The sequence below is a fragment of the Luteococcus peritonei genome, from assembly GCF_039526385.1.
GTDB lineage: Bacteria > Actinomycetota > Actinomycetes > Propionibacteriales > Propionibacteriaceae > Luteococcus > Luteococcus peritonei.
On sequence record NZ_BAAAIX010000023.1, the window covers coordinates 15,727 to 33,786 of the forward strand.

The 18,060-nt window shown below is 70.9% G+C and carries 19 protein-coding genes; 9 read left to right on the plus strand and 10 right to left on the minus strand.

Features of this window, described 5'->3' with window-relative positions; translation table 11 throughout:
- Positions 1–31: 31 nt before the first annotated feature.
- Positions 32–778 carry a zinc ribbon domain-containing protein gene (locus tag ABD073_RS09540; protein WP_343874016.1) on the minus strand — a complete coding sequence of 249 codons (747 nt, stop codon included), beginning with the start codon at positions 776–778 and terminating at the stop codon, positions 32–34.
- Between the two features lie 132 nt (positions 779–910).
- Between ABD073_RS09540 and ABD073_RS09545 the strand changes: the two genes are divergently transcribed.
- Entirely contained in the window at positions 911–2,149 is a 1,239-nt protein-coding gene (locus ABD073_RS09545) for a multidrug effflux MFS transporter (RefSeq protein ID WP_343874018.1), read from the plus strand.
- A gap of 610 nt (positions 2,150–2,759) precedes the next feature.
- The gene (locus ABD073_RS09550; RefSeq protein ID WP_343874021.1) at positions 2,760–4,028 is read left to right on the plus strand and encodes a L,D-transpeptidase; all 1,269 of its coding nucleotides are present in this window, start codon (positions 2,760–2,762) and stop codon (positions 4,026–4,028) included.
- Positions 4,029–4,051: 23 nt separating this feature from the next.
- Here ABD073_RS09550 and ABD073_RS09555 read toward each other — a convergent pair whose 3' ends face one another.
- Both ABD073_RS09555 and ABD073_RS09560 read right to left on the minus strand, forming a co-directional pair.
- Entirely contained in the window at positions 4,052–4,612 is a 561-nt protein-coding gene (locus tag ABD073_RS09555) for a histidine phosphatase family protein (protein WP_343874023.1), read from the minus strand.
- 56 nt (positions 4,613–4,668) lie between these two features.
- On the minus strand, positions 4,669–5,586 hold the full coding sequence (locus tag ABD073_RS09560) for an acyltransferase domain-containing protein (RefSeq protein WP_343874025.1): 918 nt from the start codon (positions 5,584–5,586) through the stop codon (positions 4,669–4,671).
- 63 nt (positions 5,587–5,649) lie between these two features.
- Here ABD073_RS09560 and ABD073_RS09565 point away from each other — a divergent pair, with 63 nt between their 5' ends.
- Positions 5,650–7,155 carry an aminopeptidase P family protein gene (locus ABD073_RS09565; protein WP_343874027.1) on the plus strand — a complete coding sequence of 502 codons (1,506 nt, stop codon included), beginning with the start codon at positions 5,650–5,652 and terminating at the stop codon, positions 7,153–7,155.
- Position 7,156: 1 nt separating this feature from the next.
- Positions 7,157–8,266, plus strand: coding sequence for a magnesium/cobalt transporter CorA (corA, locus tag ABD073_RS09570; protein WP_343874029.1), 1,110 nt, complete (start codon positions 7,157–7,159; stop codon positions 8,264–8,266).
- 3 nt (positions 8,267–8,269) lie between these two features.
- On the opposite strand, the gene ABD073_RS09575 is transcribed toward corA, so the two are convergent.
- Genes ABD073_RS09575 through ABD073_RS09585 form a run of 3 tightly spaced genes read right to left on the minus strand, consistent with a single transcriptional unit; the run spans position 8,270 to position 10,412 of the window.
- Complete coding sequence (locus ABD073_RS09575) at positions 8,270–8,896, minus strand: SAM-dependent methyltransferase (RefSeq protein WP_343874031.1); 627 nt, start codon at positions 8,894–8,896, stop codon at positions 8,270–8,272.
- A complete protein-coding gene (locus ABD073_RS09580; protein ID WP_343874033.1) occupies positions 8,893–9,465 on the minus strand; it encodes a YflT domain-containing protein in 573 nt (190 codons plus the stop codon). Before ABD073_RS09580 ends, ABD073_RS09575 begins: the two co-directional genes overlap by 4 nt.
- Before the next feature lie 32 nt (positions 9,466–9,497).
- Positions 9,498–10,412 (minus strand): HpcH/HpaI aldolase/citrate lyase family protein, encoded by a 915-nt coding sequence (locus ABD073_RS09585; protein ID WP_343874035.1) that lies wholly within the window; start codon positions 10,410–10,412, stop codon positions 9,498–9,500.
- Between the two features lie 66 nt (positions 10,413–10,478).
- On the opposite strand from ABD073_RS09585, the gene ABD073_RS09590 reads away from it, so the two are divergent.
- The 4 genes from ABD073_RS09590 (at position 10,479) to ABD073_RS09605 (ending at position 14,131) form a co-directional block, all read left to right on the plus strand.
- Positions 10,479–11,054 carry a hypothetical protein gene (locus tag ABD073_RS09590; protein WP_343874038.1) on the plus strand — a complete coding sequence of 192 codons (576 nt, stop codon included), beginning with the start codon at positions 10,479–10,481 and terminating at the stop codon, positions 11,052–11,054.
- Between the two features lie 63 nt (positions 11,055–11,117).
- On the plus strand, positions 11,118–12,395 hold the full coding sequence (locus ABD073_RS09595) for a magnesium transporter MgtE N-terminal domain-containing protein (RefSeq protein ID WP_343874041.1): 1,278 nt from the start codon (positions 11,118–11,120) through the stop codon (positions 12,393–12,395).
- Entirely contained in the window at positions 12,388–12,930 is a 543-nt protein-coding gene (locus tag ABD073_RS09600; RefSeq protein WP_343874044.1) for a DUF1003 domain-containing protein, read from the plus strand. The genes ABD073_RS09595 and ABD073_RS09600 overlap by 8 nt, the downstream gene beginning before the upstream one ends.
- Positions 12,931–12,979: 49 nt before the next feature.
- Entirely contained in the window at positions 12,980–14,131 is a 1,152-nt protein-coding gene (locus tag ABD073_RS09605) for an Mrp/NBP35 family ATP-binding protein (RefSeq protein ID WP_343874047.1), read from the plus strand.
- 63 nt (positions 14,132–14,194) lie between these two features.
- On the opposite strand, the gene ABD073_RS09610 is transcribed toward ABD073_RS09605, so the two are convergent.
- From ABD073_RS09610 to dapA, 4 genes are all read right to left on the minus strand, one after another.
- A complete protein-coding gene (locus ABD073_RS09610; RefSeq protein WP_343874050.1) occupies positions 14,195–14,602 on the minus strand; it encodes a sec-independent translocase in 408 nt (135 codons plus the stop codon).
- 57 nt (positions 14,603–14,659) lie between these two features.
- Positions 14,660–15,541 (minus strand): anti-sigma factor family protein, encoded by an 882-nt coding sequence (locus ABD073_RS09615; RefSeq protein WP_343874052.1) that lies wholly within the window; start codon positions 15,539–15,541, stop codon positions 14,660–14,662.
- Positions 15,538–16,140 carry an RNA polymerase sigma factor SigE gene (sigE, locus tag ABD073_RS09620; RefSeq protein ID WP_343874055.1) on the minus strand — a complete coding sequence of 201 codons (603 nt, stop codon included), beginning with the start codon at positions 16,138–16,140 and terminating at the stop codon, positions 15,538–15,540. Before sigE ends, ABD073_RS09615 begins: the two co-directional genes overlap by 4 nt.
- Before the next feature lie 141 nt (positions 16,141–16,281).
- Positions 16,282–17,187: a 4-hydroxy-tetrahydrodipicolinate synthase gene (gene dapA / locus ABD073_RS09625; RefSeq protein WP_343874058.1), complete on the minus strand. Its 906-nt coding sequence runs from the start codon at positions 17,185–17,187 to the stop codon at positions 16,282–16,284.
- Positions 17,188–17,274: 87 nt separating this feature from the next.
- On the opposite strand from dapA, the gene ABD073_RS09630 reads away from it, so the two are divergent.
- On the plus strand, positions 17,275–17,940 hold the full coding sequence (locus ABD073_RS09630; protein ID WP_343874062.1) for an O-methyltransferase: 666 nt from the start codon (positions 17,275–17,277) through the stop codon (positions 17,938–17,940).
- The last annotated feature ends 120 nt before the right edge of the window (positions 17,941–18,060 follow it).

Genomic DNA, 18,060 nt, shown 5'->3' on the forward strand with positions numbered 1-18,060 from the left:
CCTGGTTGGGCTGAACGGTGGTGCTGCGGCCCTACTCGGGCAGGCCGGACTCCTTGGTGCGGACCAGGATGCGGCCGCACTCCTCGCAGCGCAGCACCTCGTTAGGGGCGGCCTGGGCGTAGCGACGCAGGTCGGCGGCGTTCTGCTCCAGCTGGCAGCCGGTGCAGCGACGGGCCTTGAGCTCGGCGGCGCCGACGCCCATCCGGGCGGAGAGCTTCTCGTAGGTGGCCACCAGGTCGGCGGGCAGCAGGCGGGCATGGGCCTCGCGCTCGGCGCGACGCTCGGCCAGGTCGGCGTCGAGGTCGGCGAACTGCGAGTCACGCTTGGCCATCAGCTCGCGGATCCGGTCCTCCATCTGCTTGCGCTCGGTGGCGATCCGGTCCCGCTCGGCCTCGGCATCCTCGACCACCTGCATGGCGTCCAGCTCGTCATCCTCCAGCTTGGCGATCCGGCCGCCCAGGTGCTCGATCTCCTCCAGCATGCCGCGCAGGGCCTTGGGGTCGGAGATGGCACCGGCGTCGACGCGCTGCTGGTTGCGGGCCAGGCGCTCGCGGGCGGGGTTCAGGTCCGCCTCGACGCGCTCCTGGGCGCTGCGGGCGTCGCCCAGCCGGGTCTCGGCGGCCACCTGGTTCTCCACCAGGGCCTGACGCTCGGTCATCAGCTGCTTGATGGTGGCCAGCTCCGGGAGCGTCTGGCGGCGGTGGGTGAGCTGGCCGATCTGGACGTCGATGGCGGCCAGGTCGAGCAACCTCAGCTGGTCAGCCGGTGCGGCAAGCATGCGTTCTCCTTCTGCTCCCGGCCGGATGCCGGGATGGTGGCAGCCTACCCACTGAGCGGGGGCTGTGCGGCACGCCGCCGAACCTCCTACCGGCCGGTAGGATCGCGCTCGCCGTCGTCTCCGAGGAAACCCATGAGCACATCCCGCCCCGCCGCCATGCCCGGCGAGTCCCTGTCCCGCCCCCAGTACCGCAACCTGGTGCTCGTGCTGGGCATCCTCGGCGCCCTCGGCCCGATGACCATCGACACCTACCTGCCCGCCCTGCCCATCCTGGCCGACCACCTGGGCGCCTCCGACTCGCAGGCGCAGCTGACGCTGAGCGCCATGATGCTCGGGCTCGGCCTGGGCCAGCTGGTCTTCGGACCGATCTCCGACGCGGCGGGCCGGCGTCGTCCGCTGCTCTACGGCCTCATCGGCCACGCGGTGGCCAGCGTGGTCTGCGGGCTGGCGCCGAACATCGGGGTGCTACTGGCGGGTCGACTGCTGCAGGGCCTCGCCTCCTCGGCGATCGCGGTGGCCTCGCAGGCGCTGGTGCGCGACCTCTTCCGCGGCATGCGCGCCGCCGAGCTGCTCAGCCGGCTGGCGCTGATCACCGGCATGGCGCCGATCCTGGCGCCGTTGGTGGGCTCCGGCCTGCTGACCTTCACCTCCTGGCGCGGCGTCTTCGCGGTGCTGGGCCTGGCGGCCGTTCTGATCGGTTTCCTGGTGCGGCGACAGCTGCCGGAGACGCTGCCGGCCGAGCGACGCATCCCCGCCACCGTGGGCGGCACTGTGGCGGCCTATCGCCAGGTGCTCAGCGACAAGCTCTTCCTGGCCGTGGTGCTGGTGGCCTCGATGATCTTCACGGCGCTGTTCGCCTACGTCTCCGGTTCACCCTTCGTGATGCAGGGCGTCTTCGGGCTGAGCCCGCAGGCCTTCGGCGTGGTCTTCGCCTCGATGAGCCTGGGACTGTCGCTGTGCAGCCAGCTCAACCCGCGCCTGGTGCGCCGGGTGGGGCCGGTGCGGGCGCTGACCGTCGGCCTGGTGCTGATCGCGTGCTCTGCGCTGGTGATGCTGGCCTTCGCCCAGTTCCGGATCGGTGGGCTGGTGGGCTTCCTAGTGCCGATGTTCGGCGTGATGATGGGCCTGGGCTTCTCGCTGCCCAATGCGCCCGCCGTCGCCCTGCACCGCCACGGCGCGGCCGCCGGTACCGCCGCGGCACTGCTGGGTGCGGCACAGTTCGGCATGGGCGCCGTGGTGACCCCCGTCGTGGGCGCCCTGAACGACGGCACCTCCCGCCCGATCCCGCTGGTGATCCTGGTGGCCTCGCTGCTGGCGCTGGGGGTCATGCTGGTGGCCGGCCGCCGACTGCGCGCCGAGAGCTACGACTAGGCCCGACGAGGCCCAATCCGGCCGGGCGGCCGGCCTCGGCAGCGGGGCTGGGATCCGAGGCTGAGGCGGGTCGAAAACCTGCCCCCGATCTAGGTCACCCGAGGCGATTCCTTGGCCCCCGCGAAGAGGGGTTCAGCCGGCGACGCCGCTCGGCCTGCCCCGCAGGCGTGCGGCAGCCCCCGGTCGCGACCGCGCCGATGTGCTTCGAATCCGATTCAGGGCAGTGCCGAAGCGGGCGCGCCGCCGAGGTACTGACCCCGGCCCCCCAGCACCGTGGAGCGCCGTGGGACGAGCCGCAGGAATCCCGAGAGCGACGCATCGAGACCAGCCCCACAAGCCCATCGCCTCGAGAACCATCACAGGAGGACCTCTGGCTCGCCTGGCCGGACCGGAGCGGTCGGCCCGCAGCCGGAGCCGGCGCAGCTCCCACCGCTCACGCCGGGGTGCCCCACGCCCCCGACGAGGTGGGAGCCCCCCCAAGGGCAACCCCACCCCGCACCGAGCCGACCGGGCCGGCTGAAGATCCACTGCCCGAAAGAGCGAAATCTCAGTGCACGAACAGAAACCGACGCAGGATGAGGACAGGTCCCTCCGCCGATTGGAAGTCCAGATGCTCCGCACCCGCCTGCTCCCGCTGGCAGCCGTCGCCCTGGTGGCCCCGATGGCCGCGTGCTCCGCACAGTCCTCGGCGGGCACCACGGTCGCACCCGCGGACCCGCAGTCCACCAGCTCCCGGCCCAGCACCACCCCCTCGAGCGGCAGCCCGGCCAGCGACGCCGCGGCAGCGCCCGCCACCACCCCCGCGTCGACCTTCCGCCTCACGACCAATGTCGCCGACGGCGCCACCAAGGTCCCGGTCAGCACGCTGCTCACCGTCACCCCGTCCCAGGGCACGGTGGACACCGTCACCGTCGCCTCCTCGGCGACCGGGAAGAATGCCGTCCCGAAGATCACCGGCACCACGAATGCCAAGGGCGTCTGGGTGGCCAACACGCGGCTCGATCCGGGAGCGCGCTACACCGTCACAGCCACCGGAACCGGCACCGACGGCACCACCCGCACCAGCAACACCAGCTTCCGCACCCAGGAACTGGACCGCTCACGCGAGGTCTTCCCCACCCTGTCCCCCGTGATCAACGGCCCCTACGGCGTGGCCCAGCCGGTGGTGGTGCAGTTCGACGTACCGGTGAAGAACAAGGCGGAGTTCGAGCGGAACATGCACGTCACCTCCATCCCGGCGCAGGAGGGATCCTGGGGATGGTTCGACGACCGCACCGTGCGCTGGCGGCCCAGGACCTACTGGAAGCCCGGCACCAAGGTGAAGCTGGACGCCAACCTGAACGGCGTCGATGCCGGCGGCGGCAACTACGGCCAGCTGAACCGCACCCTGGAGCTCACGATCGGCCGCAAGCAGCTGGGCAAGGTGGACATCGCCAGGCACACCATCAGCTGGCAGGTGGGCGATGCGAAGCCGGTGACCTACGACATGACCGCGGGCAAGCCCGGCTTCACCACCCGCTCGGGCACCAAGGTGGTCATGGAGAAGGCCGAGAACATCAAGATGGCCTCCGAGACCACCGGCATCGCCCGCGACTCCGCCGAGGGCTACAACGTCGACGTCGCCTACGCGCTGCGCGTCACCAGCTCGGGCGAGTTCATCCACTCCGCCCCGTGGAATGCCGGCAACTTCGGCGTCCGCAACGCCTCCCACGGCTGCGTGGGCATGTCCACCGACTCCATGTACCGGCTCTACACCACCGCGCAGATCGGCGACCCGGTGGTCTTCACCGGCTCGAAGCGCACCCTCGAGGACGGCAACGGCTGGACCGACTGGAACCTCAGCTGGGAGCAGTGGCGCAAGAAGTCCGCGCTGCGCTGAGCCGACCCGGTCCCGCGACGAGCTCAGGCATTCCAGCGGATGATCGCCGGCGACTCCTTCTCCTGGCCCAGCACGCAGACCGCACCGGTGTTCAGTGGGAAGGACTGGCCACGGGCGATGTCGATGTCCAGCCAGCACAGCGCCAGCACACGAGAGGCGTGGCCGTGGCTGAAGCAGATGGCACGCTCCACACCGGAGTCGCGCACCCGCTGCACCACCTGGGTGAGCCGGTTGATGACCTGGGTCTTGGTCTCGCCGCCGGGCATGGGATGGGTCCAGATCCGCCAACCCGGTACCTGCTCGCGGATCTGCTTGCTGGTGATGCCCTCGTAGTCGCCGTAGCTCCACTCGGCCAGGTTCTCGTCGACCTCGTAGTCGGTGAAACCCGCCAGCTCGGCGGTGCGACGCGCACGCAGCCGCGGGCTGGACAGCACCAGTCCGAAGTCGGCCGGGTCCAGCTTGCTGCGCAGCGCCTCGGCCTCCTCGACGCCGTGCGGCGTGAGGTCCAGGTCGGTGACAGAGGTGTGCTGCCCGGACTTGCTCCATTCGGTCTCGCCGTGGCGGACCAGGTATAGCTCGGTCATGGGCCCATCCTAGGAGGCCGGTCGCCGGCTGGCCATGCCCCTTTCGCCCCGGGCGATCACTCGAGGATCTGCTCGCTGATCACCGGCAGCCGGCCCGAGGCCAGCATCACCTGCTCGCCGGCGCGCCACAGCTGCACCACCGCTCGCTGCAGCGAACCCTCGGGGGCGCGGTCCGCCAGCACGTCCAAGGGTGGTCGCCCCGGATCGGGCTCGATCCCGAACCCGAAGTAGAGCGCATCGCGGTCGTTGGGGGCCACCTTCCAGACATTGAAGCGGCGGGCGAAGTCGGTGATGTTGCACTCCCCCAGACGCCAGCCCAGGCCGGGATCCAGCAGCCAGGAGGAACAGATGATCCAGTCGATCGGACCGGCCTCCGGGTAGTGCTCCTCGAAGAAGGTCATGGCGCGCTCCAGTGAGGCGTCCACCTGCTCGGGCTCCAGCGGCCCGGACTCGTCGATGTGGACGCTGAGCACCTTCACCGGCTCCGGGTACAGGCCCACGTCGGAGTCGGTCAGCTCGAACTGCAGCCGTCCCAGCTTCAGGTAGCCGTCGGCCCACACGTGGCACAGCCAGCGGTGGTTGTGCAGGCCGGTGGAGCCGTTGACCTGACGGTCCTTCCAGACCTGCTGGCCCAGGTCCGCCAGGCTGGCACGGGTCACCTCGGGCGGGATGCCCCGCCCGGCCTGCACCGCTCGCAGGTTGGGGGCGGCCAGCACCAGGGCGAACAGGGGCAGCACCCCGCGACCCAGCTCGTGCTGGTCGTCGACCGGCTCGAAGACCTGCTCGATCAGCTCACGGTGGCCCACCAGCGCATGCAAGCGCTCGACCAGCAGCTCGATCCGAGCAAGATGATCCGGGCGGCCCAGTACCTGCTCGCGCCAGCCGAGCACGGTTCCAAGATCATCACTGCGGACGCCGAGCTCGACGAGCTCGGACTCCAGGTCGTCCCGGGCCAGGGCGGTGCGCGCATCCATGGAGGGCAGCCTATGATCTGCTGGGGTGCGCAGGGCACCCGACCCGAACCTGTGGAGAGCGACATGAGCGACGAACAGCCGGCGCTGCCGAACCGGCAGACCCCCTTCTCCGAGGCCTTCCGCAGCTTCATCCCCAGCGACTGGGCGCCCTACGAGACCGAGCCCCCCGCCACCCTGCCAACCTCAGGGCCTGCGGCGGAGCGGCGCGCGCGGCTGGCGGAGCACTTCCCCGGCGAGCGGCTCGTCGTGCCCGCCGGTGGCCTCAAGGTGCGCTCGAATGACTGCGACTACCAGTTCCGCCCGCATTCCGCCTTCGCCTGGCTGACCGGCCTGGGCACCGACCGTGAGCCGGACGCCGTGCTGGTGATCGAGCCCACCGATCGCACCGAGCAGACCCCCTCGGGCCACCAGGCCACCCTCTACTTCAAGCCACGCGCCCCGCGCACCGACCCCGAGTTCTACGGCGACGCCCGCTACGGCGAGATGTGGGTCGGCCAGCGCGAGAGCCTGGACGAGATGCGGGCCATGACCGGCATCGACTGCGCCCCGCTCAGCGAGCTGGACACGGCGCTGGGCAAGAATGCCGACTCCACCCAGATCCGTGTGCTGCGCGCCGCAGACCGGCAGGTCGCCGGGATCGTCGACCGGGTGCGCAACGAGGCCAACCAGTGCGAGCAGGCCGCCGCGAACGACGAAGAGCTGGAGGTGCGGCTGAGCACCATGCGGCTGGTCAAGGACGACTTCGAGGCCGAGCAGATGCGCGAGGCCTGCCGGGCCACCGCCGTCGGCTTCGAGGCGGTGGTGGCAGACCTGCCCGAGGCGGTGCGCCGTGGGCGCGGCGAGCGCTGGGTGGAGGGCATCTTCGGCCTGCACGCCCGCCACCACGGCAACGGCGTCGGCTACGACTCGATCGCGGCCGGCGGCGACCACGCCAACACGCTGCACTGGATCCGCAACGACGGAGACCTGCGCGATGGTGACCTGCTGCTGCTGGACGCCGGCGTCGAGCTGGACACCCTCTACACCGCTGATGTCACCCGCACCCTGCCGGTCAACGGCCGCTTCTCCGAGGCCCAGCGCACGGTCTACCAGGCCGTGCTGGAGGCGCAGGAGGCCGGCATCGCCGCCGCGCAGCCGGGCAACCGCTTCTCCGACGTGCACGCCGCCGCGATCGCCGTCGTGGCCCGCCACCTGCACGAGTGGGGCCTGCTGCCGGTCACGCCGGACGAGTCGCTCGGGCCGGACGGTGGCCAGCACCGCCGGTGGATGGTGCACGGCACCAGCCACCACCTGGGCATCGACGTGCACGACTGCGCCCAGGCGCGTCGCGAGGACTATCGCGACGCCGTCCTGGAGCCCGGCATGGTGATCACCGTGGAGCCCGGCATCTACCTCAAGGCCACCGATCTGCTGGTGCCGGAGGAGATGCGCGGGATCGGCGTGCGGATCGAGGACGACATCCTGATCACCGCCGACGGCAACGAGAACCTCTCGGCGATGCTGCCCCGCGAGGCCGACGAGGTGGAGGCCTGGATGGCCGGCATCATGGGCCGTCCGCAGGAGGGCTGAGATGCCGGATCGTTCCCACCGCGCCCCGGGACGCTTCATCCCCGGCGCGCTGGTCCCCGCGCGCACCGCCTCCTCGGTCCAGCGCCGCGGCCAGCGGCAGTGGCACACCACCCCCGACTCGGTGGCGGCCTGGGCCTGGTACGTCGACGGGCGCCGGGTGGACTGCGAGGACATGGAACTGGCCTCCGAGCGCGCCAAGGACGGGGAGGGCTTCGTCTGGCTGGGGCTCAAGGACCCCACCGACGAGGACATGTCCCGCTTCGCCCGGCAGTTCGACCTGCACCCGCTGGCCATCGAGGACGCCGTCGAGGGGCACACCCGCAGCAAGCTGGAGCAGTTCGACGACACCCTGTTCGCGGTGATCTCCACGGTGGCCTACGTGGACCACGACAAGCTGCCCGATGCCGATGCCAGCGAGATCGTCTCCACCGGCCAGATCATGGTCTTCCTGGGCGAGAACTTCGTGATGACGGTGCGCCGCGGCGAGAACACGCCGCTGCGCACCCTGCGCAAGTCGCTGGAGGCCTCCCCCACCGAGCTGGCGATGGGCCCGGCCTACGTGCTCTACAAGGTCCTGGACCGCATCGTCGACGACTACCTGCAGGTGGTGGCGGAATTCGACGCCGACATCGACGAGGTGGAGGAGGACATCTTCAGCGCCCACGGCACCACCGGCATCGACCGGGTCTACAACGTCAAGCGCGAGCTGATCGAGTTCAAGCGGGCCGTGGTGCCGCTCGGCGCCCCCTTGCAAGCACTGGCCACCCGCAGCTATCCCGTCGTCGACGAGGAGGTGCGCGCCTACTTCCGCGAGGTGGCCGACCACCACACGGATGCGCGGGAGTCCATCCTGTCCTTCGACGAGGTGCTCTCCACGATCCTGCAGGCCGGCCTGGCCCGGGTCTCGGTCGCCGACAACCAGGACATGCGCCGGCTCTCGGCGGTGGTCGCGGTGCTGGCGGTGCCCACCACCCTGGGTGCGGTCTACGGCATGAACTTCGACAACATGCCGGAGCTGCACACCCAGCACGGCTACTTCGTGGTGCTGGCGATCATGGTGCTGGGCATGCTCGGGTGCGTCATCTTCTTCCGACGCAAGAAGTGGCTCTGAGGCTCAGCCCCTGCGGCGCTGGCCCAGCACCTGCAGCACGGAGCTGAGGCCCTGGTGGGCCATCCCCTCGAAGATGCGACGCTCCACCATCCGCACGTCAAGATCAAGTCCGGTCCAGTCCTCGATCACCTTCTGCCGGGTGAGCAGCACGGACTCCTCCTTGGGGCCGCCGGAACCCAGCGAGGGCTGCGCCGGGGTGTAGGCCTCCATGATCAACCGCCCCTGCGGGGCCAGCTGCTGGGTGAGGGCATCCGCCACGGGGCGACGGAGCTCCGGCTCCATGTGGACGAAGATCGACACGATCCCGTCCCAGGGGCCCTGTGCAGCCGGGGTGCGGACCCAGTCACCAAGATCAGCCACCTGGATGTCCAGCTCCACCTCCCGCTCCGCGGCCAGCGCCCGGGCCTTGGCGGCCCCGACCTCCGAGAGGTCGACGGTGGTCACCCGGTGGCCCTTCTGGGCCAGCCAGACGCCGTTGCGTCCCTCGCCGTCGCCGATCACCAGCACCCGGCTGCCACGGCGCAGCATCACCTCGGCGCTGACCAGGAAGTCATTGGGCCGGTAGCCGTAGACGTGGTTGGGGTGGCTGTAGCGCTCGTCCCACAGGCGGCGCTGCTCATCGGCATTCATCGGGGCTCCTGCGACTGGTCGACCGACTGCGAGCCGGACGGCCCGGCATCGTGCGGGGTGGGGGGCCAGGTGGTGGGTGCCTGCGGCTGCAACGGCGCCTGGCCCAGCATCTGGCGGGCCTGGTTGACCACGGTGTGCTCGCCCAGCACCTCGTAGCGGGAGGCGACGATGGCCTGGGCGGAGGCGAAGTCACGGCGGCCGCCCTGGGCGGCGTGCGCCATGCCGGCGCTCAGCACGCCCATCCCCAGGCCCATCAGCAGGCCCAGGCCCAGGTTCTGCATGGCGGACAGCTGCGGCATCAGCAGCATCAGGACCAGGCCGAAGAACAGGCCGGTGCCGATCCCGCTCATCATGCCCTCGGCCAGCACCCGACCCCAGGTACGGCGGCCCAGCACGCGCTCCACCTGCTTCAGGTCGGTGCCCACGATGCACAGGTGCTGCACCGGGAAGTCCGCATCGGCCAGGTGGTCCACGGCGCGCTGCGCCTCCGCGTAGGTGGGGTAGATCGCAACCGACATGGGGTACTTCAGGGGCATCACCATCGAGGCGGCCTGCATGGAGGAGGACATGGGACGAGCCTACCGGGCCGCGCCGGCGCCGCTCAGCTGCCGGACTTGGCCAGGATCGCCCGGGCCACCTTGAGCCCCGCCTCGTCCACCATCTCGTCGTCCACCACGATGGCACCGGTGGCTCCCCCGGCCTCAGCCGTGGCGTGCTCGTAGGCCTCGACGATGCGCCGGGCCCGCTCGACGTCGGCCTGCGGCGGGGTGAAGATCTGGTTGCCGGCCTCCACCTGGGAGGGGTGCAGCACCCACTTGCCGTCGTAGCCGAGGGCGGCGGAGCTGGCGGCGGAGGTGCGGAAGCCGTCCAGGTCGCGGATCCCGACGAAGGGGCCGTCGATGGCCTGCAGGCCGTGGGCGCGGGCCGCCACCAGGATGGTCATCTGCACGTGGTGGAAGGCGTCGCCCACGTAACCGGGCGGTTGCGAGCCGACGTTGAGGGTGGCCATGCCCATCGAGGCCATGAAGTCGCCGGGGCCGTAGACCAGGGTCTCGGTGCGGGGGCTGGCGGCGGCGATCTCGGCCACGTGCAGCAGGCCGCGCGCCTCCTCGATCTGCAGCTCCAGCCCGATCCGGCCCACCTCCAGCCCGGCGGCCTGCTCGGCCTGGGTGAGCACCAGGTCCAGTGCCTTCACCTGCGCCGCCTCGGTGACCTTGGGCAGCACGATGCAGTCCACGTGGGCCCCGGCGCCGCCCACCACCTCCAGCACGTCCTGGGTGGTCCACGGCGTCGACCAGTCGTTCACGCGGTAGGTGATGGTGGGCGCCTTCCAGCCCTCGCCGCTGGTCAGCGCCTCGACGATCCGACGGCGGGACTCGGCCTTGACCGGCGGGGCGACGGCATCCTCCAGGTCCAGGAAGACGGCGTCGACCTCCTGGCTGCGGCTCTTGGCGATGAAACGGTCGCTGGAGCCGGGGACGGCGAGCACGGTACGGCGGGCGCGGGTGGTTCTCACCCGGCCAGCCTAGTGAGCGGGGCTCCTGCGCGGGAGGCCCGGCCCGCATGCTTGCATGGAGACACGATGGAGACGATGCATGACGAAGCCCTGGCGGGCTGGTTGGAGCTCGGTGAGGACGAGTGGCGCCGCACCGTGGCCTTCGGCCCCGCCGGGATCGAGGCCCATGCCCGGCTGCGCCTGCTCCCCGATCCCTGCCACCCCGGGCAGCGCGAGTGGCAGGCGGTGCTGGACGAGGACCATTCCGACGACGCCAGCCAGCTGCGCAGGGCACTGGATGTGCTGGCCGGCTGGACCACCACACCCCACGACGTGCTGGTGGCGCTGTGGGACGGCACCCCCTTCCATGAAGAGCTGCGCGCTCGACTGGGAACCCCCGCGGTGCAGGGCCCGGCACGCAGCTACCACCTGCTGCGGGCTCGGCTGGACGAGGTCTGCGCCCCCGACGACGAGCTGACCACCGAGGGCATCCTGCCGGCCTTCGTCTGGCCGGCCGACCGGGCCTGGTGCCTGGCCCTTGATGTCGACCTCCACTGGGCCGGCATCGGGGCCCCGGCCGGGGCGGTGGAGCAGTTGCTGGCGACGCGGGGGCTGGACGTGGTGGCCGCCCACCGTGACCAGGAGGTCCCGGCCTACCGCTGAGGGGCGCTGACCGAGCTCGCCGCCGGGTCTTCGTCGGGCTTGTCAGACGGGTAGATTGGGTCCGTGAGTGTCTCCTCGTCGGCCGTGTTCATCTCGCGGATCCGCGGCCTCCCGGTGCTGGACGCCTCCGGCGACCAGGTGGGCAGGGTCCGCGACGTGGTGATCCAGCTGCGCACCCAGGGCCGCGCCCCGCGCGTCAAGGGGCTGGTCGTGGAGCTCTTCGCCCGCCGCCGGATCTTCGTGCCGATGCCGCGGGTGCACGCCATCGACCCGGTGCAGGTGGCCATCGAGGGCCAGGTGGACACGCGTCGCTTCCGCAAGCGTGATGCCGAGACCCTGGTGATCGACGAGCTCTTCGACCGAGCGGTCCCCCGCCCCGACGCCAAGCGCGCCGCCATCTACGACGTCTCGATGAAGCCCACCCGTGCCCTGGAGTGGGAGATCGCCGACGTGGCTCTGCGCGAGCTGCCGGCCAGCGGCCGCTTCCGGCTGGGCAGCCGGGGCGCCACCAGCATCGTGGGCTGGAGCCAGATCCCCAATCTGGTGATGAACTCCGCCCAGGTCACCGACCACCTGATCGCGCAGATGGCGGACATGAAGCCCGCCGACGTGGCCCGCGAGCTGCACGACATGGACCCGGGACGTCGCGCCGAGGTGGTGGAGCAGCTCGACGACGACCAGCTCGCCGACGCCCTGGAGGAGCTGCCCGAGGACGAGCAGGTGGAGCTGCTGACCACGCTGGACAACGAGCGTGCGGCCGACATCCTCGAGGAGATGAACCCCGACGACGCGGCGGACCTGATCAAGGAACTGCCCGAGGAGATGGCCGAGGACCTGCTGCAGCGCATGGAGCCCGACGAGGCCGCCGACGTGCGCGGGCTGCTGGCCTATGCCGACCTCACCGCCGGCGGCATGATGACCCCCGAGCCGGTGATCCTGGCCCCGGATGCCACCGTCGCCGATGCCCTGGCCCGGGTGCGCAACGAGGAGCTGACCCCGGCCCTGGCCTCCATGGTCTTCGTCTGCCGCCCGCCGCTGGACACCCCTTCGGGCCGCTTCCTGGGTGTGGTGCACACCCAGCGGCTGCTGCGCGAACCGCCCAGTTCCATGGTCTCGGGCATGATGGACGAGAACCTCGCCAGCATGCACCCCCACTCGGTGCTGGCCGAGGTGAGCCGCTACTTCGCCACCTACAACCTGGTGGTGGCGCCGGTGGTGAACGAGGACAACCAGCTGGTGGGCGCCGTGACCGTCGACGACCTGCTGGACCACATGCTCCCCGAGGACTGGCGCGGGGACCAGATGGACGCCGGACAGGATGCGGAGGTGAGCGGTGGCTGAGCGCGAACGCCTGAACACCCCCGGCAGCCGCAAGCGTTCGCTGCTGCCCAAGGTGGAGCTGGACAGCGACTCCTTCGGCCGCTTCGCCGAGTGGGTGGCCCGCTTCATGGGCACCGCCAAGTTCCTGGTCTGGATGACCGTGGTGGTGATCACCTGGGTGCTGCTCAACGTGATCAGCATCTGGCACTACAAGTGGGACCCCTATCCCTTCATCCTGCTCAACCTGTTCTTCTCCACCCAGGCCTCCTACTCCGCCCCGCTGATCCTGCTGGCGCAGAACCGCCAGGAGGCGCGTGACCGGTTGACCATGGAGGAGGACCGGCGGGTGGCGGTGCAGAGCCGCGCCGACATGGACTTCCTGGCCCGCGAGATCGCGAGCATCCGGATGAACATGGGCGAGATGGCCACCCGAGACTTCCTGCGCGGCGAGCTGCGCAACTCCCTGCGCGACCTGCTCACCGAGCTGGAGCGCGAGGAGAACGAGGACTACCGCCCCACCGAGCTGCGTCCCCGCAGCCGCCGGGAGAAGTCCTGACCGGCACCGCCGGCCCCAGACCCTGTTGTTGTCTACCGAAGGACCCACCATGACCGAGAGCCCCCTGCTGCCGCAGGTCCGCGCGGCGCTGCACACCGTCGACGACCCCGAGATCCACCGCCCCATCACCGAGCTGGGCATGGTGGACGACGTGCTGGTGGACGAGGACGGCGCCGTCACGGTCAAGCTGCTGCTGACCGTCTCCGGCTGCCCGATGCGCACCACCCTGGACTCCGAGATCCGCAAGGCCGTCAGCTCCGTCGAGGGCGTCACCGCCGTCGAGGTGGAGATGGGCGTGATGGACGACGAGCAGCGCGCCGCCCTGAAGCAGATGCTGCGCGGCGGCCAGCCCGAGCGCGAGATCCAGTTCGCCCAGCCCGGCAACCTGACCCAGGTGATCGCCGTGGCCTCCGGCAAGGGCGGCGTCGGCAAGAGCTCGGTGACGGTCAACCTGGCCACCGCCCTGGCCAGCCTGGGCAAGAGCGTCGGCATCCTCGACGCCGACATCTACGGCCACTCCGTGCCCGACATGCTGGGCCTGGGCGACGCCCGGCCCACCGCCGTGGACGACATGATCATGCCGGTGCCCAGCATGGGCATGAAGATCATCAGCGTCGGCATGCTGAAGCCGGACCGCGACCAGGTGATCGCCTGGCGCGGCCCGATCCTGGACCGCGCGCTCACCCAGCTGCTCGCCGACGTCTACTGGGGCGATCTGGACTTCCTGATCCTGGACCTGCCCCCGGGCACCGGCGACGTGGCGATCAGCCTGGGCCAGAAGATCCCCAACTCCGAGGTGCTGGTGGTCACCACCCCGCAGGTGGCCGCGGCCGAGGTGGCCGAGCGGGCCGGCACCATGGCGGCGATCATGCAGCAGCGCGTGATCGGCGTGGTGGAGAACATGAGCTACCTGGAGGTCACCAGCCCCAGCGACGGCCACACCTTCAAGGTCGATCTGTTCGGCCACGGCGGCGGCCTGGCGGTGGCCGAGACCCTCTCGGAGCGGCTCGGCTACGAGGTGCCGCTGCTGGCGCAGGTGCCGATCGAGCAGGACCTGCGCGAGGGCGGCGACCTGGGCGCCCCGATCGTGGTGAACAAGCCGGACTCGGCCAGCGCCCAGGCGCTGATGGGCCTGGCCCGCCAGCTCGCGGGACGCAAGCGCGGCCTGGCCGGCAAGCAGCTGGGCGTCAGCCCGGTCTGAGCCCCCGACGACGACGCCCGCCTCCCCAGCAGGGAAGGCGGGCGTCGTGGCGTCCGGTCGCGCTCAGGTGGCCTCGACGTCGAAGGGAACCAGGGCGGCCAGCTCGGGCTCCTCGCCGTCCTCGAGCTGGTGACGGATGTCCTCGCCCAGCATCTGGGCGTCCTTGAGGTCGGAGTCCAGGTCGCTGCGCACCTCGGACAGGTCGGCCTTGATCTCGTCGATGTCGCTCTGGATCTCGTCCAGCAGGTGCTTCTGGATCAGGTTCTTGGGGGTGAGGTCGCGAATGTCGAGGTCTGCGTACTCCGGCCCCAGTTCGTTGCGGAGCTGGGTCTGGGCGTTGTTGGCCACATTGCGCAGGAACCAGACCACGCGGGCCGCCTTGCGGCTGAACTCCGGGATCTTCTCCGGCCCGAACAGGATCACCGCGAGGACGGCCAGCGTGATCATCTCGGTGATGCCGAATCCGTTCACGCCGTGAGCCTAGCGCCCGGGGTGATCACCACGGAATTCAGCCACCCCGCTGGGGCCTCAACCACCCCGTCGTCCGTCGAGGGCGTCCAGCCCCGAGCGCAGCCGCGCCAGCGCACCGCGGCCGGCGGGCGGCTCGTGGGGCAGCTCCTGCTCGGCGCGCACGGCATGCTCACCACTGGCCGCGATCACGCAGAAGACCGTGTCACCGGACTGCCAGGCGCGCGCCTGCGGAGCTGCTCCGGCCTGGTCGACGAGCACGCCGCGCTGCTGCACCACGGTGAGCTCGGTGCCCTGGCCCCGGTAGGTGAGCCGGGCCCGGGTGGGTGCGGTGCGGGAGTCGGCCACCACCGCCACCAGCGGCAGTCCCATCAGGCTCTGGGGGCAGTCGAAGTGTTTCGGGCAGGCCGGCGGCTCGGACACCAGTCCGCTGGCTGCCACCATCACCCGGTCGAGGCTGGCACCGAACTGCTCGCCGCCCAGCGCTGAGCTGGTGCTGGCGGCCGCCTCCAGGCTGCCGCCATCGGGGTCGTCCACCTCCTGCGGGCTCGTGCCCAGCATCCAGGCGCCACTCAGCACGCCGCAGGCGGCCACCGTACCGAGCGAGACCATCGCCGCGGCCAGGCTGCGCCGGCGGCGCCGTGCGCTGGGCAGCTCGTCGCCGGAGCCGCAGGACAGCCACAGCTCACGGTTCGCATCGGCTCCCGCGATGGCCACCAGCTGGTCGGCCAGGTGACCGGGCGCGCGGCAGGGCCGCGAGCTGGCCCCCAGCAGGGTGCGCAGCTGCAGCATCTGCTCCAGCTCGGCGCTGCAGGAGGTGCAGTCGGCGAGGTGCTCGGTGACGCCGGCGGAGGCGGCATCGTCCAGGGCACCGTCGGCATGCGCGCACAGCAGCGGCTGCACCCGACGGCAGTCGTCACGGGAGAAGGTCTCGCGGATCACCGCAGCATCGCCTCCTCCATGCTGTCGCTCAGCCCGAGGTAGCGCTCACGCTCCTCGGTGGGGCGACGGTGGGCCAGCGCCTCGCGCAGCTGCGAGCGCCCCCGGTGGATCCGGCTGCGTACGGTGCCGATCTTGACGTCCAGCACGTCGGCGATCTCGTCATAGCTCAGGCCCTCGATGTCGCACAGCACCACGCAGACCCGGTACTCCGGCGCCAGCGCCGCCAGGGCTGCGTGGACGTCGGCGTCGAGGCTGGCGTCGTCGACGATCTCGTCGGGCGAACCGACCTCGCCGACCACCCGCTCCGACTGCTCGGCCATCGGATCCATCCGGATCCGCTGCTTGCGGCGGGCGCCGTCCAGGAAGAGGTTCGTGGTGATGCGGTGCAGCCAGCCGTCGATGGTGCCGGGGGTGAAGCTGTGGATGGAGCGGAAGACCCGTATGAAGACGTCCTGGGTCAGGTCCTCGGCGTCGTGCCGGTTGCCGGTGAGCCGCAGCGCCAGCCGGTAGACCTGGTCGGTGTGGTCGCGGACCAGCTCCTCCCAGGTGGGCGGCGTCCAGTCGGCGCTCGGTTGCTGCCGCTTGCCCGAGGTGAACATCGGTGCTCTCCCTTCGTCATTCGCCATGCTGTCGCGCGGGGCTGAGAGCACTCTGTGCGAGGGACCCGGATCCGCTGTGGGTCCAGTCATCCGTGCCAACGCGTGGCGGCAAGGAAAAGTTCCCCACGCATCAGCCGCGGGTCACAGGTCGGCCTGGTCCAGCAGCTGGGCGAAGGCGGCGGCTTCGGCCTCGCTGGCCTCCGGCAGGGGCGCCCGCAGCCCGCCCACCTCGAAGCCCTGGTGGCGCAGTCCGGCCTTGACCAGCATCACGCCCTGGGTGGCGAAGACGCCGGTGAAGACGCCCAGCAGCGCCTGGTGCAGGGCCAGCGCCTCGTCGTGGCGGCCGGCCAGCCAGGCGTCGATCATCTGCCGGGTGCGGCGGCCGGTGAAGTGGGTGGAGGTGCCCACCACGCCCACGCCGCCGACGCTGAGCAGCGGCAGGGTCATGGCGTCGTCGCCGGAGTAGTAGGCCAGCGTGGAGTCCCGGATCACCCGCGAGCTGCCGACCACGTCGCCCTTGGCATCCTTCACACCGCGGATGTTGGGGTGCTTGTCCATCTCCAGCAGGGTGGCGGCCTCGATGGCCACGCCGGCGCGGTGCGGGATGTCGTAGACCATCACCGGCAGCTCGGTGGCCTCGGCGACGGTGAGGAAGTGCTGCAGCACGCCGCGCTGCGGGGGCTTGGAGTAGTAGGGCGTGACCACCAGCAGGCCGTCGGCACCGGCCTCGGCGGCCTGGCGCGCCAGGGTGCAGGTGTGGGCGGTGTCGAAGGTGCCCACGCCGGCCAGCACCTGGGCCCGCTCCCCCACCTCCTCGACGACGGCGGCCACCAGGGCCGCCTTCTCGGCCTCGCTGGTGGTGGGTGACTCGCCCGTGGTGCCGTTGATGACCAGCGCGTCGTTGCCCTGCTCGTCCACCAGGTGCGCGGCCAGCCGGCGTGCGGTGGCCAGGTCCAGGTCCCCCTCGGCATCGAAAGGGGTCACCATGGCGGTCAGAACGCGGCCGAAGATCGGCTCGGTTCCCTCGGCATTCACGGCATCAGTCATGGGGCAATCCTAGGCGTACCCACCGGGTGCTGAACCCAGCGTTCAGGGTGCAGGGCGTGGCGTGGCACGAATGGGTAGGCTGGGCCCGTGACCCAGCAGAGCAATCCCACCAGCCCCGCCGCCCCCACCCTGGACGCCCGTTCCTGGGGCTACGCCGAGGACTTCGTCGCCGCCGACGAGCGCATCCGCGACGCCCGCGAGCAGGCCGTCGGCCTGGGCATCGACACCATCAGCAATGGCGCGGCCTCCGCACTGCGCTTCCTGACGCGCCTGGTGCAGGCCCGCGCCGTGGTGGAGATCGGCACCGGCACGGGCGTCTCCGGGCTGGCCTTCTTCGAGGGCATGGGTCGCGAGGGGATCCTGACCAGCATCGACGCCGAGGCCGACCGCCAGGCCGCCGCCCGCCAGGAGTTCCAGGCCGCCGGCGTGCCCAGCCAGCGCTTCCGGCTGATCGCCGGCACCCCGCTCGACGTGCTGCCCAAGCTGCGCGACGGCGCCTACGACGTGGTCTTCATCAACGGCGACAAGCTGGAGTACGTCGAGTACGTCGCCCAGGCGCTGCGCCTGCTGCGTCACGGTGGCGTCGTGGTGCTGCACAATGCGCTGTGGCGCAACCTGGTGGCCGATCCGGACAACGAGGACGACGAGACGCTGATCATCCGCGAGGCGCTGTCCGCGGTGGCGGAGACCGAGGAGTTCACCTCGGTGCTGCTGCCGGTGGGCGACGGCCTGCTGGCCGCCATCAAGGAGTGAGCCCAGGCCTCGGCGACGAGGCGCACCGAGACGGCGAGGGCCCCGCATCCATGGCGGATTCTTGTGGTCCTCGCAACACCTGATGGTCTAGACGGTTAGTAGATCACGCAAACGCTCGGC